Annotated in this window: 19 protein-coding genes and 1 pseudogene; 10 read left to right on the forward strand and 10 right to left on the reverse strand. The window is 42.4% G+C overall.

Features of this window, described 5'->3' with window-relative positions:
* Positions 1-125 precede the first annotated feature (125 nt).
* From AC1P5O_RS11125 to AC1P5O_RS11145, 5 genes are all read left to right on the forward strand, one after another.
* Positions 126-1,154, forward strand: coding sequence for a lipase secretion chaperone (locus AC1P5O_RS11125; protein ID WP_004732393.1), 1,029 nt, complete (start codon positions 126-128; stop codon positions 1,152-1,154).
* 389 nt (positions 1,155-1,543) lie between these two features.
* A complete protein-coding gene (locus AC1P5O_RS11130) occupies positions 1,544-2,554 on the forward strand; it encodes an esterase/lipase family protein (protein WP_164543115.1) in 1,011 nt (336 codons plus the stop codon).
* A gap of 85 nt (positions 2,555-2,639) precedes the next feature.
* Positions 2,640-3,611 (forward strand): esterase/lipase family protein, encoded by a 972-nt coding sequence (locus AC1P5O_RS11135; protein ID WP_148335316.1) that lies wholly within the window; start codon positions 2,640-2,642, stop codon positions 3,609-3,611.
* A gap of 134 nt (positions 3,612-3,745) precedes the next feature.
* Positions 3,746-4,714 carry an esterase/lipase family protein gene (locus tag AC1P5O_RS11140; protein WP_164543116.1) on the forward strand — a complete coding sequence of 323 codons (969 nt, stop codon included), beginning with the start codon at positions 3,746-3,748 and terminating at the stop codon, positions 4,712-4,714.
* Positions 4,715-4,783: 69 nt separating this feature from the next.
* A complete protein-coding gene (locus tag AC1P5O_RS11145) occupies positions 4,784-5,764 on the forward strand; it encodes an esterase/lipase family protein (RefSeq protein WP_148335320.1) in 981 nt (326 codons plus the stop codon).
* Between the two features lie 522 nt (positions 5,765-6,286).
* Here the strand turns inward: AC1P5O_RS11145 and rplS are convergent.
* The 10 genes from rplS to ispH all read right to left on the reverse strand — a co-directional run bounded on the left by rplS (position 6,287) and on the right by ispH (position 12,577).
* Positions 6,287-6,661 carry a 50S ribosomal protein L19 gene (rplS, locus tag AC1P5O_RS11150; RefSeq protein WP_004281205.1) on the reverse strand — a complete coding sequence of 125 codons (375 nt, stop codon included), beginning with the start codon at positions 6,659-6,661 and terminating at the stop codon, positions 6,287-6,289.
* A 185-nt stretch (positions 6,662-6,846) separates the two neighbouring features.
* Positions 6,847-7,581: a tRNA (guanosine(37)-N1)-methyltransferase TrmD gene (gene trmD, locus AC1P5O_RS11155; RefSeq protein ID WP_004281202.1), complete on the reverse strand. Its 735-nt coding sequence runs from the start codon at positions 7,579-7,581 to the stop codon at positions 6,847-6,849.
* Between the two features lie 28 nt (positions 7,582-7,609).
* Positions 7,610-8,158, reverse strand: coding sequence for a ribosome maturation factor RimM (gene rimM, locus AC1P5O_RS11160; protein ID WP_044109067.1), 549 nt, complete (start codon positions 8,156-8,158; stop codon positions 7,610-7,612).
* Between the two features lie 30 nt (positions 8,159-8,188).
* The gene (rpsP, locus tag AC1P5O_RS11165) at positions 8,189-8,446 is read right to left on the reverse strand and encodes a 30S ribosomal protein S16 (protein WP_004281198.1); all 258 of its coding nucleotides are present in this window, start codon (positions 8,444-8,446) and stop codon (positions 8,189-8,191) included.
* A gap of 143 nt (positions 8,447-8,589) precedes the next feature.
* Positions 8,590-8,961, reverse strand: coding sequence for a type IV pilin protein (locus AC1P5O_RS11170; protein ID WP_051064740.1), 372 nt, complete (start codon positions 8,959-8,961; stop codon positions 8,590-8,592).
* A 22-nt stretch (positions 8,962-8,983) separates the two neighbouring features.
* Positions 8,984-9,916 (reverse strand): IS5-like element ISAha1 family transposase, encoded by a 933-nt coding sequence (locus AC1P5O_RS11175; protein ID WP_004732409.1) that lies wholly within the window; start codon positions 9,914-9,916, stop codon positions 8,984-8,986.
* Positions 9,917-9,943: 27 nt separating this feature from the next.
* A complete protein-coding gene (locus tag AC1P5O_RS11180) occupies positions 9,944-10,366 on the reverse strand; it encodes a PilW family protein (protein WP_164543117.1) in 423 nt (140 codons plus the stop codon).
* A gap of 1 nt (position 10,367) precedes the next feature.
* A complete protein-coding gene (gene pilV / locus AC1P5O_RS11185; RefSeq protein ID WP_035335415.1) occupies positions 10,368-10,892 on the reverse strand; it encodes a type IV pilus modification protein PilV in 525 nt (174 codons plus the stop codon).
* Positions 10,892-11,464: a pilus assembly FimT family protein gene (locus tag AC1P5O_RS11190; protein ID WP_004732414.1), complete on the reverse strand. Its 573-nt coding sequence runs from the start codon at positions 11,462-11,464 to the stop codon at positions 10,892-10,894. Before AC1P5O_RS11190 ends, pilV begins: the two co-directional genes overlap by 1 nt.
* 162 nt (positions 11,465-11,626) lie before the next feature.
* Positions 11,627-12,577, reverse strand: a complete 951-nt coding sequence (ispH, locus tag AC1P5O_RS11195) for a 4-hydroxy-3-methylbut-2-enyl diphosphate reductase (RefSeq protein WP_164543118.1) — start codon at positions 12,575-12,577, stop codon at positions 11,627-11,629.
* Positions 12,578-12,710: 133 nt separating this feature from the next.
* Between ispH and gmk the strand changes: the two genes are divergently transcribed.
* From gmk to AC1P5O_RS11220, 5 genes and pseudogenes are all read left to right on the forward strand, one after another.
* Positions 12,711-13,334, forward strand: coding sequence for a guanylate kinase (gene gmk / locus AC1P5O_RS11200; RefSeq protein WP_004281187.1), 624 nt, complete (start codon positions 12,711-12,713; stop codon positions 13,332-13,334).
* Positions 13,335-13,410: 76 nt separating this feature from the next.
* A pseudogene (gene rpoZ / locus AC1P5O_RS11205) lies at positions 13,411-13,608 on the forward strand (DNA-directed RNA polymerase subunit omega); the annotation flags it as partial.
* Between the two features lie 298 nt (positions 13,609-13,906).
* The gene (locus AC1P5O_RS11210) at positions 13,907-16,012 is read left to right on the forward strand and encodes a RelA/SpoT family protein (protein ID WP_005265552.1); all 2,106 of its coding nucleotides are present in this window, start codon (positions 13,907-13,909) and stop codon (positions 16,010-16,012) included.
* Positions 16,013-16,087: 75 nt separating this feature from the next.
* Positions 16,088-16,471, forward strand: coding sequence for a RidA family protein (locus tag AC1P5O_RS11215; protein ID WP_005265550.1), 384 nt, complete (start codon positions 16,088-16,090; stop codon positions 16,469-16,471).
* Between the two features lie 220 nt (positions 16,472-16,691).
* Positions 16,692-16,886 (forward strand): bacterioferritin-associated ferredoxin, encoded by a 195-nt coding sequence (locus tag AC1P5O_RS11220; RefSeq protein ID WP_004644972.1) that lies wholly within the window; start codon positions 16,692-16,694, stop codon positions 16,884-16,886.
* Positions 16,887-17,248 lie beyond the last annotated feature (362 nt).

The following is a 17,248-nucleotide window of genomic DNA, read 5'->3' on the forward strand; positions in this document are numbered from 1 at the left end:
TGCGAGATGATTTACAACTTTTCTATAGTCTCTAATGATTTTTATGGCATATTGAGCCGGCTTTAATATCTAAAAGCTTGAACATCTAAAAATAATGAAACAACGAGAAAATAGGTGCATAGGATATGCAGAAATATAAAATATGGATCATTCTGGCGTTGCTGGTGCTGTGCATTCTCACGCTGATCTTATGGCTGTCTCCAAAAGAAAATAACCAGGCGGATACCGGGACAAAAACACCTTTTACTGAAACTCAGGCAGAGCAAACCGCACTCTTGGTCAATGGCCCTGCCAATGCAGCCTTCCCCAGTGCCAGCCAGCAAGATACCGAAATTAATTGTCAGATGCAGTTAGATGCCAGCAACCGTCTGATCGTGAATGAACAGACCCGCAACTGTTTTGAATATTTTATTACTCAGTTTGGCGAAAAAAATCTGCAGCAGATCCAGCAGGATTTTAAAGCCTATATTCGCCAGAATCATAAAGAACCAGCACTCTCGCAAATTCTGGATTTATGGGATCGTTATATCCAGTATCGTCAGGGTTTGGGCCAGCTCACTGCACCGACTGGGCTGAATCAGGAATATCCTGCCTATTATCGTAGCATCTATAACAGTACCCAGTATTTGCGCCAGCAGTACTTTTCCAAGTATGAAATTGAAGGCTTGTTTGGCACAGAAGATGCCTATCATGAATATACCCTGGACCGGATGAGCGTATTGGCAGACAAAAGCTTGACTGAGACTGAAAAAGCCCAAAAGCTCAAAGCACTGTTTCAACAGCTCCCACAGGACTGGCAGGAAAATCTGGAACAACTGAATAAACTGGAAGATCTGCGCAAACTAACCGCTAATATTAAGGCTCGTGGCGGTTCCAGCGATGAAATCCGGCAGATGCGGATTAATCTAGTCGGCCCTGAAGCCACACAGCGTCTGGAACAACTGGATGTACAACGCAGCGACTGGAAAAACCGGGTGACGGGCTATTTAGATGAACGGGATCAGATTACCCAGTCCGGCATGTCAGATACCGCCAAACAGCAAGCCATTGCCCAGCTTCGCAGTAAACATTTTAATACACCGCAAGAACAACTCCGGGTAGAAACCTTTGAACAGGTTCATGATCAGGGAGCCAAGCTGCCCTTTGCTGACTAAGCCCAAAAGCCATCACCTGTTGATGGCTTTTTTATAAATGCCCTTTTGCTAACTTTATATTTTTTCTCAAAATGATCTTTTATAGTTGTTTCAAAATATTTCGTATTTACACAAAATAACTTAGACAAATTTTAATTATTTCAAAGACTTTTTATTTAAATACATGTGTAGATAAAACATATATTTACAATGTAAACCCCTCCCGTCCTGCATGTCCCCAAATGACATGGTTTAAACGCTTTGAAATGAAAAAATACCCCTTTTAAAAAGAAAATTTGCTTAGCCACTGAAAGCCGGACCTGTATTTTCATCGTCTGATTTTGTGGTTTGCAACACTCTACAAAAAGCAATGATTGCTTGAATAACGATAAAATTAAAAAGGGACAGCTATGCATACTTTCAGCAAGATAGCCCAGTTACTGACTGTGGCTTTAGCGACAACTCTGGGATTCAGTTTTTCTGCACATACTCAGGCTGCGGCGAGTGCAACACAAGTCATCGAAAAGACCCGGTCTGACTATGCCAAGACCAAATATCCGATCTTGATGGTGCATGGCTGGCTAGGCTGGTCACGCATTGGCACTGATAGTATCGGGCTGGATTACTGGTATCAGATTCTGCCAGATATGGCACGTAATGGCTCTACCGTCTTTGCGGCACAATTGTCTCCGGCAAATACAACGGCGCATCGCGGTGAACAACTGGTTCAACAGGTTGAAGAGGTTCTGGCAATTACCGACAAGCAAAAACTGAATTTGATTGGTCACTCTCATGGCGGACCGACAGTACTGTATGTCGCAGCGACCCAGCCGCAGTATATTTCGTTTATCACTGGCGTTGCAGGAACCTACCATGGCTCCAAAGTGGCAGATGATATTCAAAATAATCGCCTGACCCGTACTGCCTTTAACATTTTAGGTGATTATATTATTGGTCCATTGATTGCACTGGGCCAGTTTAAACCTGAACTGGAAATTGATTTTGATGCTTCCATGAAATCCCTGACCCAGACCGGCTCAAATACTTTTAATGCTACAGTGGCGCAGCAGGTCATCAAAGATGGTGTATTGGCGTCCACAGAAAACTGTAATAAAAATTTAAAGCAGAAAGACAGTAAAGGTATTCATTATTATTCATGGACGGGTGTGGCCCAAGCCACCAATGCTCTGGATATTGATACGGTCCTGATGCAGCTCGGCCCTTTATCTTATGGCAGTAAAGACAATGATGGCATGGTGTCACGTTGTAGCGCTTTCATGGGCAAGGTCATTCATGACCAGTACAAACTCAATCATACGGACCTCGCCAATATGATGTTTGGTCTGAAAGGCGTGTTTGCACCAGATCCGGTCGCCCTCTGCCGCCAGCATGCCAACCGACTAAAATTAGAAGGTTTATAACCCCAGAGTGCCTATATTTCAGCTGAAATATAGGCTTTTTTTCTGCTTCTTTTTTATTTGACCTATCCGTGATCGGGAAGCTGCAATGAAAAAAATAATGTATCACTTAAACCTTTTGCTGCTGGGTTCTATCTTGACTGGCCCTGTACAAGCCTCGGCATTACAGGAATACAAAAGCAATTTTGTCCTCTCGAGTTATGCCATGACAAAATACCCGATGGTCTTTGTTCATGGTTTTGGTCTGGGTTTTAACCGCATTGGAACGGATCGCATCGGTCTGGATTATTGGTATCAGATTCCCCAAGACCTGAGCCGGCATGGTGCACGGGTATTTTCTGCCGAATTGTCTGCTGTTGCGTCCAATGAACTCCGCGGTGAACAGCTCTTGATGCAAATTGATGAAGTACTGGCATTAACTGGTCAGAAGAAAGTCAATCTGATTGGGCATAGCCAAGGTGGCCCAACGATTCAATATATCGAGGGCGTTGCGCCACATAAAGCTGCCTCCTTAACCGCTATTGCGGGCGCTATGCAAGGCACACCAGTTTTTGTCAATGCCAGCCAGACACTCCTCCTTGCACCCTTTATCCATGCCATCGGTACAATTCTGGGACATAGCATGAATCTGGTTACAGCTAACCAGTATCCGGTCAGTATGATCGAAGCACTGGAAGCTATGAACCCAGAGGCGATTCAGGCTTTCAATATGAAATATGGCTCCTCTGCCATTCCCAAAGACTGTCAGTCTCAGGGCAGCAAACTCACGCCAAATCGAATTTACCACTATTCCTGGATGGGCAACCGGCAGGCAACTAATTCCTTGGATGTAATTGAGTCTACAGTCGTGACTTTAGGTAGCAGTTTCTTGAAAGGAGAAGCCAATGATGGTGCTCTGCCGCTGTGTAGCGGACGTTATGGCCAAATCATTCGTCAGGATTATGCCCACAATCATTTTGATGAAGTAAACCAGTTTTTTGGTATTTTGGGCCCTTTCGCGCAGGATCCGATCGCACTCTATCGCCAACATGCCAACCGGCTCAAGCTGCAAGGCTTATAAATCACTCATCTTTATGAATAGATCTAATGGATTAATCAACAAATTTTGGAAAACCTAGTTCCTGTCAACTCGGGGAACTCTACAGAACCGGATGAGGATCATCCCGTTAAAACAACACAAGTGAGGAAAATATAATGAAATTCGGAGTATTCATCAGCGGCCTGCTGCTGGCAGGTACATGTCTCAGCACCCAAGCATCCACCCAGGCCAATCAGGTCACAGCAAAAGCCAGTTCACAATATGCCAAGACCCAATATCCGATTGTCTTTGCACATGGGATGGCGGGTTTCATCCGGATCGGTACTGACCAGTTTGGACTGGATTACTGGTATCAGATTTTACCGGATCTGGCGCGTAATGGCGGCAATGTCTGGGCAACACGTGTCTCGCCTTTTAACTCATCGGAAATTCGTGGTGAGCAACTTTTAGAGCAAGTAAATGAAATTCTGGCCATTACCGGTGCAAAGAAAGTCAATCTGATCGGTCATTCGCATGGCGGCCCGACCATTCGTTATGTCGCAGGTGCGGGGAATGGAATAGTTGCTTCCCTGACTTCCGTCGGTGCTCCGCATAAGGGCTCTCCGGTGGCAGACCTGATCCTGCAAGCAGAAGGTACACCGATACAAGGGCCTTTAGTCGATGGCATCAACCTGGTGTCTAAAGCTATCACCTGGGCACAAGGTCTGGATCCGAGCAGTTTCCCGCATGATTCTCTGGCTGGTGGTCGCAGCCTGACCCTGGCAGGATCTGCTCAATTCAACCAGAAATATCCGCTCGGTATGCCAACCACCGCCTGCGGTGAAGGTAAGGAAAAAGACGGTGATATTCGTCATTATTCATTTACCGGTATAGGTCAAGTCACCAATCCGCTCGATCCTGATTCAGCCTTGACAGTTACAGCTCTACTCATTGATGGCGGCAAGGAAAATGATGGTCTGGTCTCCCGCTGTAGTGCCAAATTCGGTAAAACCATTCGGGATAACTACAACTGGAACCATCTGGATGAAGTGAACCAGTTCCTCGGATTAAAAAATATCTTTGCTCCAGACCCAGTCGATGTTTATCGCCAGCATGCCAACCGGCTCAAATTGCAAGGCCTGTAATTCAATCTCATCCCTGTCATCCCAATGCACAGGGATTTTCTAATTTTTAAACCGCCAAAATGGAACTTTATGAAAATTGGAACGCATTTTATAACCTTATGCTGCGTGTTATTTGCGGGCCAATATGTGCAGGCTTCCAATTTGCAGCAAGCAGAATCCAGATTTGTTGTGTCGAATTATGCCAAAACACGCTACCCGATTGTATTTGCACATGGCATGGTCGGCTTTAATCACATTGGTTTTGATGCCTTAGGCATGGATTATTGGTATCAAATTTTGCCAGATTCAGCCCGTAATGGTTCAACTGCCTTTGCCACCCGCATCTCACCTTTCAATTCCAGCGAAATCAGAGGTGAACAATATGTGGAGCAACTCAAAGAAGTCATGGCAATCACCGGCGCCAAAAAACTGAATTTAATTGGTCATAGTCATGGTGCGCATAGCGTGCGTTATGCAGCCGGGGTGATGCCGCAACATGTAGCCTCAGTGATGACTGTGGGCGGTGCCAACCAAGGGACAATTGTTGCTTCTGATGTCATGCGACTTGCTAATCAAACCGGAACATCTGAACTGCTCAATACCCTGATCAGCAGTTTTGGCAACGTTATCATGTGGGCACAAGGCTTAGATGGTCAAGCTTTCCCACATAACGCTCTGGCAGCAGGACACAGTACCTCAATTGAAGGCACAGCCGAATTTAACCAGCGCTTTAAACTCGGGCTTTCGCTGAGCCCATGTGGTGAAGGCAAATATACAGACCAAGGCATTGCACTGTATTCAATGACGGGCAATCAACCCGTGACCAATCCCCTAGATGTCAGCGATGCCGCCATGAAAGCCTTGGATCTGCTTTCTGCGAGTAAGGCTGGTGCGAATGATGGAATCGTGTCGGTGTGTAGTGCCAAATTTGGTAAAACGATTCGTGATGATTATCCATGGAATCATCTGGATGAAATCAACTTGTTGTTTGGCATCAAAGGTACCTTTGCGCCTGATCCGGTTGCTGCCTCTCGTCAACATGCCAACCGCTTAAAACTGCAAGGTTTATAGAGTTACACAAGCCTCTATTCCTCCAGAGGCTTTTTCTATCTTATTTTTCTCTAAATTTTTTCTTGAAATTTACTTGTTAATCATGATCAAACTGCATATAAAATATTCATCAAATATAAAAAGAACTGTGAAATAAAATAAATGCAGATACGTTCTATAGAAATCAAAAACAAATTTAAAAGAACCTGTCCCTGTTGCAAACGAAAAGTCATTAATCCTTTTCAATTTAAAAAATATGAGCCTTATTATTGCCCCTCTTGTCATCGACATATTATCGCAAATGTATGGATCAGTATTTTACTGGTTATCACACAATGTTTTATTTGCATTCAACTTTTTAATGCAGGATTCCAGTCTTGGGGATATTTTGTATTATTCCTGATGTTTATTCATAAAATTTTCTTGGATATTTTGGATGCTATGATCTTGCCTTTGCAGGAACATTTCGAATAAATCTACATAAAAATTAGGCATAAAAAATGCGCCCAAAGGCGCATTTTTTCACTCGTATAAAGCTTAAAATTAAGCTTTAGTTTTACGAGCTGGTAATTTTTCACGAATACGTGCAGCTTTACCAGACAATTCACGTAGGTAGTAAAGTTTAGCACGACGAACGTCACCACGACGTTTCACTTCGATACCAGCAACGATTGGAGAGTGAGTTTGGAATACACGCTCAACGCCAACACCGCTAGAAATTTTACGTACTGTGAACGCAGAGTTCAAACCACGGTTTTTCTTAGCAATTACAACGCCTTCGAACGCCTGTAAACGCTCACGGTCGCCTTCTTTTACTTTAACTTGAACAATAACTGTATCACCTGGTGCAAAAGCAGGGATGTTTTGTTTCAATTGTGCGTTTTCAATTACTTGAACTAAAGGATGCTTACCGCTCATGGGGTATCTCCAATATGTGCGAGTCAGAAGAGGTCTGATCATCGCTGGGTATAGAGGCTAAAGCGCATACACCCGATTATCTTTCCCTTTATAGTTGACCATCTCAACCATAAAGAGCCTATTAAAGAATACTTAAATAATTTTAAGTACTTGCTTGAAGACAGAAATGATCACTCATCAATATCTTACAAATCTTTTAGCCATTTTTTCTGCTGCTTGGTCAACTCGACTTTTTCCACCAACTCTGGGCGGCGTTCAAGTGTACGCTGATATCGCTGCAAAAACCGCCATTTTTCAATATTGGCATGATGCCCGGACTTTAACACCTCAGGCACATCCAAACCTTCAAAATGATCTGGCTTGGTATATTGTGGGCAATCTAGAAGACCATCCACAAATGAGTCTTGCACGTGTGACTGTTCATCAGACATGGCACCCGGAAGTCTCCGGATAATACTGTCCAATAAAACCATCGCAGGCAGTTCACCACCCGACAAGACGTAATCTCCAATTGACCATTCCTGATCAACGTATTGCTGGATCAAACGTTCATCGACGCCTTCATAACGTCCGCACAGTACGATGATTCCGTCATATTTGACAAAATCCTGTACCGCAGTTTCGTTTAAGGTTTTTCCTTGCGGTGACATATACACCACAGGAACCTGAACTGCACCCGCTTGCCTTGCAAGCTCTTTGGCATGCTGGATTGCTTTTGCCAGAGGCTCAGCCATCATCACCATACCCGGACCACCACCGAATGGACGTTCATCCACGCGTTTATAGTTGCCCGTCGCATAATCGCGAGGATTGATGCAATGAATTTGCATCAACTCACGTTTTGCTGCGCGCCCGCTAATCCCATAGGCTGTAATCGCTTCAAACATTTCAGGAAAAAGCGTAATGACTGCAAAAAACATCGCAGACTCCCGTATTTCCGAAAAATTCTTAGTAGTCTACGCCCCAATTGACGTAGATACGACCAGCTTCAAGATCAACGCGTTGCACCACATCTTTATGCCATGGGATCATTCGCTCTTCGCCATCGATGCTGTCGGCAGTTGCGCGAACCACCATCACATCGTTAGCACCTGTTTCAAACAGCTCAAAAATTTGACCGAGATTGACTTCTTGTTCCTGATCGTCCAGACCTAACACAGTTAGACCTTTTAAATCAGACCAATAGTACTCATCTACGCCTGCTTGAGGCAGTTGCGATTTAGAGATCCAGACATTGGAGCCAACCAGTTCGTCTGCGCCAGTGCGATCACTCACACCTTTCAGCGAAACAACCAGGCCTTTACCATGTGGTTTCCAACGTTTTACATCGACAATTTGCCAACCTGCTTTGGTCTCAATGTACCAAGGCAGATAGTCAAATATGTTGCTCATAGGTTCTGTATTGGAATAGACCCAGAGCCACCCATTTAATCCATATGCTGAACGCAACTGTCCAATCTGAATACGATCTTCTGGAACATTCTGTGTTGGTGTCATGGGCAAGCTACTACCTAATTTATATAAAAATTATGCAGCAACTGCAGCTTTTTTAGCTTGAGCAGCTAAAGAAGCAACACGATCAGAAGGTTGAGCACCTTGAGAAACCCAGTGAGCAAAACGGTCAGCATCTAAACGAAGTTTTTCTGCTTTACCTTGAGCTGTAGGGTTGAAGAAACCGATACGTTCGATGAAACGACCGTCACGTGCATTACGGCTATCAGTCACAATGATTTGATAGAACGGACGTTTTTTAGCACCACCGCGTGCAAGACGAATAACAACCATGATAGAACCTTATAGTTTTTACGGATTATCCCTGCATCGACCATCGATACATTTCAAACCCCTTTCATAGAGGGCAGTATTTTACTTGAACTTTGCCCTGAATGAAAGATCAAAAAGTGTTTAGGTAGAATTTTGGATTTGTTTTAGCGGCCGTCCCAGTTGGAAGTGGCTGTAGGTGTACATGGAGTTGAGGTTTTTTCCCAACACTTATTGCCAGAACTATCCAAAACAATCACACCAGTTCCAGTTTGCGAGGTATTATTCTCAGGAGTAGCTGTTAGTTCCCAACTTGATGTAGTAACAGATAAATCTAACTTATAAAGTGGTGTACCCTCTTTTGGAATTACATTACCACCATACACAGCACCAATGGTTGCACTAGCATAATTTCCATTTGTTATTTTAAATTTGGTAAGATTTTGTGCAATTGCCATCATTTCAGCTTGGGCATTTACACGATGTGTTCTTATTTTATAATTTTGATAGGCTTTGTTGCATAAAGCCTTTGACGGCAGAGTTTTCCTAAGTTGCTAAAATTTAGGTTACAACTTGGGTATGAGGTCTGCCTAATTCTGTAAATTTATTTAATACGGCTACGCGTGCATGGATCTCATTCACTTGGCTTTGAAAGTTTCTCGCACGGAGTTTATCGCCTAATAACTTGATGCAATGCATCTTAGTTTCAACCAAACTTCGCCGATGATAGCCTGACCAATTTTTCCATATTGTTCTTCCTAAACGTTTAACTGTTCGAAGTAATTCATTTCGCTCTAGCGAGCTGGTCTTTGTATCTTTCCAAGGTTTCGCATTTTTTCTTGGCGGAATCACCGCATGTGCTTGTCGGTCTGCAATTACTTGACGGCATTGCTTGGTGTCATAAGCCCCATCAGTATAGACAGAGTCAATCTGCTCATCTTGTGGAATCTGATCGAGTAAATCACCAAGCACTTGTGAATCACTCACATTATTTGTAGTGAGTTGAATAGCGCGTATTTGAAGGGTTTTAGCATCTATACCAATATGAAGTTTACGCCATTGGCGACGATATTCAGGTTGGTGTTTCTTACGCTTCCATTCACCTTCGCCTAGAAACTTTAAGCCAGTAGAATCAACGAGTAGCTGGAGACCATTACTGCTTTTTTGATAGTTAATTGCAATATCAATATGCTTTTGTCTTCTGCAGATGGTGGAATAGTCTGGTGCTGTCCAATCTAATCTACAAAGATGAATGAGACTTTGCACAAAGCCAGTGACCATACGTAAAGAAAGACGAAATAAAGATTTGATCATTAAACAGCATTGGATGGCTGTATCTGAATAAGTTTGATTTCGACCATGTTTACCTTTGGGTTGAGCGTACCATTGAGTCTTGGGATCAAACCAAATTGAGAGATTTCCTCGATTTATTAATGCACTGTTATAAGAAGACCAATTGGTTGTACGATAGATTTTAGGTGTGGGCTTATTCATTTGAGAATTATATTGTGGAATAAGCCTTTATAGATAGTTTTGTGCAACAAAGCCTTGGATAACTAATTGATCACTTTCTTGATCTTTTAAATTGGACTCACCGATTCCACCACGGGATAACAAATCATCACTAATGGTGAAATTTAAACTCCCATCTGATTTTTTATTATTGGAAATATTAGAAGGCGATAATACAACTCCACCATATAAAACATCATCATTAATAAATGGCTGAGAAGAATTCAAATTAGCTAATCGAATAGAATTAATGACTGAACCTAGTCCAAATAAAGCTGAACTTTGTAAATTCATCATAGCTTGCTGTACAGTTACACTACGTTGACTAGTTAAAAATAACTGTAATGCAATGGCACTAATTAATAACCCCAATACAATTGATATCATCAATTCAACTAATGTAAAACCACTCTGTTTAGTATAGATTCTCATATTAAAATGCCTCCATAACTAAACATTTAGCATTCACAATGTATGCGCCAGTAGCTGTATCAACACAGTTACTAAGATCTGAGGCAATAATACTAGTTTTTCCCCATGCAACATATATGCAATTCAAAGTACTTTTTACACAATTTTCAACAATTATTGTTTGTCCATTATCCGAAGCCTTAGCCAAAATTTCTGTAGCATCATGTTGTGCCATCAGGGTGGAATTACATTTAGGAATTGCTAGACTTTTAGGTATTGTAATATCATTAATACCAGTACACGTATCTATCGAGACAACATTGTTAATTGCATTTTTATAATCAGATAAGGCTGTACGATTTACCCTCATACGTTCAGCTAAATCTCGTGCATTATTCATTGCGACCGTATACTCAGTTGCCTCTTGGGCTGCATCCATTGCTCTTAATTGCAAAGCCGAAAATCCCAGCACCCCCAAGGCAAGTATAAATAAAGCAACTAATACCTCCATTAAACCAACGCCCTTTTGATTCGTACTATTTATCATCAACATATACCCGTTGTTATTCTATCCACTGTGCCAGTTTTCGAAACAAAAATAGTTTTGCTTGTTTTAATTTCTGAATTACACAAAGTAAATTCTAAAGGCACGATTTGAGGGATTTTTCTTGGATTATTATCTGGATCTGTATCACATGGTGTTGATGTAGCAGGTGGAACTGGATTACAAACCGGATTGTCTACGAGCTTTTCACGCTGCTTTGCGGTCCCCAATCCTGTGAAAATAACATCAATTGCATCACTTGTTAGTTCAATATCATCATTTGGAGAGATCCAAGAAAATGTAGTTGCCGTATTTGCAGGGCATACAACATTTATCTCACTTGTACTTGGATCTGTTTCTGTCGGGCAAGTTAATTTAATCGTAATATTTTTCCGTAATGAAATAGCTTGCCCCCTTGCTTCTCCAAGAACTAAAGCAAAATCTCGAGCGGTAGTATCCAATTTTCTTTTTGCGATGAGATCACCAAACGAAGGAGCAGCAATCATCGCGACAATTGCCAACACCGCAATCGTCACCATTAACTCAATTAAGGTAAATCCTTTCTCTTTTTGCATATTCCCCCCTCTAGGCAAGACCTTGACCCAGTTAAAATAATATCTATAAATTTTACAAAACCCACACAGAGCAGATAAAAGGCATAAAAAAACAGATAACTGTCATTTCCCAGTTATCTGCTTATTTTTAAATAAGAAAAAGAATTTTAAATAGTTAACATTCTAAGCCTGTGTTACAGGAATACGTAACTCTTTAGGCAGGCTAAAGGTAATGTTCTCTTCCCGTCCATCCAACTCTTTAGGCGCTTGTGCACCCCAGTCCTGTAAACGCTGAATAACTTGTTTAATCAGGATTTCAGGTGCAGATGCGCCTGCTGTTACCCCAATCTGGGCATTTTCTGCAAACCATTCCTGCTTGAGCTCATCGGCATTATCAACCAGATAAGCCGCCTTCCCCATACGTTCCGCCAGTTCACGCAAACGGTTTGAGTTAGATGAATTTGGTGAACCCACAACTAAGACTACATCACAACGTTCAGCCAGATCCCGTACTGCATCCTGACGGTTTTGCGTAGCATAGCAAATATCATCTTTACGCGGACCTTGGATCATTGGGAATTTTTGACGTAAGGCATCAATCACTTTCGCCGTATCGTCAATAGATAAAGTGGTTTGCGTGACAAAAGCGACTTTTTCAGGATTGCGTACCGTTAAAGCGGCGACATCTTCTTCATCTTCAACCAGATAAATCTCACCACCATTTTTTTTGTCATATTGCCCCATGGTGCCTTCAACTTCCGGATGGCCTTCATGACCAATCAGGATCGCTTCTACACCTTCACGAGCATATTTAGTCACCTCAATGTGCACCTTAGTCACCAATGGACAAGTCGCATCAAAAACCTTTAAACCACGACGTTCAGCTTCTTGTTGTACGGCTCTAGAAACACCATGCGCGCTAAAAATCACGATATTATCGTCAGGAACTTCGTCGAGTTCATCGACAAAAATTGCACCACGCTGACGTAAGTCATCGACCACAAATTTGTTATGCACCACTTCATGCCGCACATAAATTGGGGGGTTAAAGCATTCTAGGGCACGGTTCACGATCGCAATGGCACGATCTACACCAGCACAAAAACCACGTGGGTTGGCTAAAACAATTTCCATAGAATCCTCAATACTCATACCATTTTTAGCGGTTCAATTGAAATAAATGTAAACAATCGACTGACAACTATTTAGTTTAAAGCCGCTCTACTCTAAAATAGAGAAGATATTTTATCATATCAGGAAAAATATCATGTCGGGTCTCTTGTTTGTCGTTTCTGCAGCGTCTGGAACAGGCAAAACATCCCTTGTTAAAGCCCTACTTGAGCGTGTCAACAATCTTCACGTTTCTGTGTCACACACTACACGCGGTCAACGACCTGGCGAACTCGATGGCGTGCACTACCATTTCTCTAATAAAGAAGATTTTTTAAATCTGGTCAATGAAGGTGGTTTTATCGAATACGCCGAAGTATTTGGTAATTACTACGGGACCGCACAAGCCACAGTCAAAGAGCAACTGGCTAAAGGTCATGATGTGCTACTGGAAATTGACTGGCAAGGTGCACAGCAGGTTCGTCGACTTTTTCCTGAATCTAAACAAATTTTTATCTTGCCACCAAGCCAGTTTGATCTACGTGAACGCCTGTCTAACCGTGGTACTGATGCTGTGGATGTGATTGAACACCGTCTGAGCTGCGCGGTAGAAGATATGCAACAATATAGCAACTTTGACTATATCATTATTAATGACGACTTTAATAAGGCGCTGCATGACTTGGAAGCGGTGATTATTGCCAATCGTCTGGTACTTAGCCAGCAAGCCAACCGTCATGAAAAACTGATTCAAAAACTGATTACACCGACTGAACAGTGATTAAAACTTGAGTCTATAGACAAAGCCTTTTATACTGAGCAGTCTGTTAAAATTTATTATTCAAACGAGAATTCTTATGGCACGCGTCACCGTTGAAGATTGTTTAGACCATGTAGACAACCGCTTTGAGCTTGTACTAGTGGCAAGCAAGCGCGCGCGTCAATTGGCACGTCAAGGTATTGAACCAACTGTAGAATGGGACAATGACAAACCGACTGTTGTTGCTTTACGTGAAATCGCTTCAGGTCATGTATCAAAAGACATTTTGAAACAACGTGATCAAGACTATCAAACATCAAGTCTGGATCTTGCACTTTCTGCAAATAATCTAAACTTAGACGGTTTTTCTTTCCAGTAAGAGATCGTCACTCAAAAAGCCTAGTTCTAAACTAGGCTTTTTTTGTTATGTGACTTTTATATTTATGCCAGAACGGTTATAACATAAGGGTTAGCTATCAAGTTTGTATTGGTTTTCTGCTCGCTAGCAGCCAAAAACCATCAAACCAGGAAATTCACATTTCTAAAGCGCTTTCAGGTTTTATTTGTAAAAAATTCAGTTGAAAAGGTGTTTTATGCCAGGCCCACAGGTCAGTCAAGCCAAGCAGCAGTTAGAGCTCATTATCGATGCGTATTTAAGTGAAAGCGATGTCGAACGTGTGCTTGCGGCCTGTGATTATGCAGATATGGCGCATGATGGGATTGTGCGCAAAAGTGGTGAACCTTATATTCTACATCCGATTGCGGTCAGCTGTATCTTGGCGCATATGCGTTTGGACACTGAAACTTTAATGGCTGCCCTGCTGCATGATGTGATTGAAGATACCGAATTTAACAAAAATGATATTAGCAAGATTTTTGGTTTTACCGTCGCTGAACTGGTCGATGGTGTCACCAAACTAAGTCATTCTAGCGATAAAGAATATAATAAAGCGGCTTCTTTCCGAAAAATTCTGCAAGCCACCTTACAGGATCCACGTGTCATTATTGTGAAACTGGCCGACCGTTATCACAATATGACCACTTTGGATGCACTACGTCCAGACAAACGGGCACGTATTGCCCGCGAAACTTTTGAAATTTTTGTTCCAATGGCACGTATTGTCGGCATGAATGAAATGGCGGATAATCTGGAACATCTTTGTTATCAGAATCTAGATCTGGACATGTATAACAATGTGCAGGCCGCCCTACTGGAAACCAAGCCAAAACGCTGTGAATATCAGGCCAAGTGGGAAAAGAACCTGACCGAACTGCTGCAACAGAATGCCATTCAAGGCCGGATTAAGAAGAAAAACAACAATATTGAGCTACTGCGCCACTTCGTTAAAAATGACATCGATCTACAAGAATTAACTCACAGCCATGCTTTTGAAATTATTTTACAGAGCATTGCCGATTGTGACCGACTGGCAGAGATTCTGACCCATAGCTTTAAGATTCAAAGCTATGAAGACCATATCCGTCGTCCATTACCGGGTGGCAACCAGTCCCTGATGATGCGACTGAAAGGCGAAAAGACCACTTTGTCTTTGACCATTCAAACCGAACTGATGCGTAAAGCAGCACGTTTTGGTGTTGTACTCGGTGAAAGTGCGCCGCAAGCCTGCCGCTCAGCAATTCAGGCTTCAATGCAAAACCTGAATGTCCTAGTCGATGGCGAATGTGCCAAAACCACTTTCAGTGAATTACTGGACTATTTACATCAGGAAAAAATCTGGGTCTATACCCCACACGGCCATTTACATGAATTACCGCAAGGTGCCACGGCGGTCGACTTTGCTTATGCGGCGAGTTTATTCCTGGGCAACCATGCGGTGGGTGCAAAAATTAATAATGAAACCAAACCACTGTCGACTCCTTTAGTCAGTGGTCAGGTAGTCGAAATCATTACTGATGTCCTTGCGACGCCGAACCCAGATTGGCTCAGTTTTATTAATACCCAGAAAGCTCGTCGTGCTATTCAGAATATTCTGCGCGATCAAGATCCAGATGAGCAACGTTTGGTCGGACAACAGGCTCTCAATCGTGCCTTGAAACTCTTCCATCGTTCTATTCGCGATATGACGGAAGCAGACTGGAAAAACCTTTTGGAATGGCGCCATGTTTCCAGCAAGGAACAGCTGTTTGAACAGATTGCAGTCGGTGATTTATTACCGCAACTGGTGGCCAACCATTTATTTGCCCAAGATCATCATCAGAATATTGCCAGCTCAGACCGTCTGATTCAGGGAACGGAAGGTGTCGATGTCAAATATGCACATTGCTGCAATCCTGTGCTGGGTGATCCGATTCAGGGTCATTTGACCCGTCGCGGTTTGATTGTGCATCGTGCGCGCTGCCACAACCTGCTGCATGAACAGCATCAGCATCCAGAAAATATCATGTTGTTACAGTGGACCTCTGATGACCTCGAAGATATCAGCTTTACTGCCTATCTCAGTATTGACTTGGACATGAATGACGAGCAGATTTCAGACCTGATTTACCAATGCCGTAAAGCGCATTCCGGGGTGGAAATGGTACGTACTCAGGATGACAAAACTTATGTCAATATCGTGGTGCATAACCGTAAACAGATTGCACAGATTATCCGGGATTTACGCATGTATTTCGGCTTTCCACGAATTATCCGCCTGGCTCAGCCCATCGTTTTCAGTGAAGCCTCTAAAGCAAGTTGATCATTTAAAACGATAGTGCTTTGATCGGCCGAATTGATCGAATATGATGTATGTCGATGATAAAAGGAGAAATTAATGTCCCGCCAAGTAATCCATACTGAAAATGCCCCTGCTGCGATTGGTACTTATTCGCAAGCCATTTTAGTGGGTGATACCTTATATCTATCAGGTCAAATTGGTCTGGATCCTTATAGTATGGAACTGGTTGAAGGCATTGAAGCTCAAATTCGCCGGGTGTTTGATAACTTAAAAGCAGTCTGTGAAGCCGCTGGTGGCTCTTTGGCAGATATCGCCAAACTGAATATTTTTCTGACCGACTTATCTCACTTTCAACTGGTCAATCAAATTATGGGTGAGTATTTTGCCCAGCCCTATCCAGCACGTGCCGCTTTAGGTGTGGCTAGCCTGCCTAAAGATGCTTGGGTTGAAATGGATGGCATTGTCATCATTAATCAATAAGTTATAAAAATCACTCAGTCCCCACCCTGCAATATCTCATTCTAAATCATGAATTGCTTTTGTGTGGAAATCCGAGCAGTGCTTGGATTTCCGCTCAGATGGTAGTTTCTTATCTAAATCATCAATCACGATAAAAGCTATTTCAAATGATTTTTATTGACAAACGATAACAATTATCAATAATATTACTTATCTTATTTAATCACTGTGGTTGTGTCCTATGTACGTTTGTCTATGCCGTGGCATTACAGATCAAGACATTAAAGATGCTATTGCAAATGGCGCTGAGAGTTATCGTGATGTACGCGATATGTTGGACTTGGGAACTTGCTGTGGCCGCTGTGCACCAGAAGCCCGTATGATTATCAGTGATGAAGTTTCACAAATTGCAGCACGACTGGCCGTTGCAGCATAAATTTAGAAAGATTTCTCCCTATAAACATAATGAAAAAACAATGATCTTTGGTCATTACTCCTCCCCCGCCTTTGACTCTGGCGGGTTTTTATTGCCATTCATCTGAATCGATTCGATGTTGATTTTCATTTGCTGTTCCTTGACATCCTCACCTCCCTAAATAGAGCTGATTCCTCCTGCGAGACGCTTATGCCCAAGCGCAAGTATGTTCTTAGCACTATTCAAGTCCCGCTGCCTATCTAAACATCTATAAAAGTTTATGAATATAAACCTTATTAAATTAAAGATTTATACTTTGTTTACATATAAACTATGAATAATCATGTAGCTTACCATATAACATTTCGATAGTCTTTTTTTGC

The organism is Prolinoborus fasciculus (assembly GCF_056724605.1).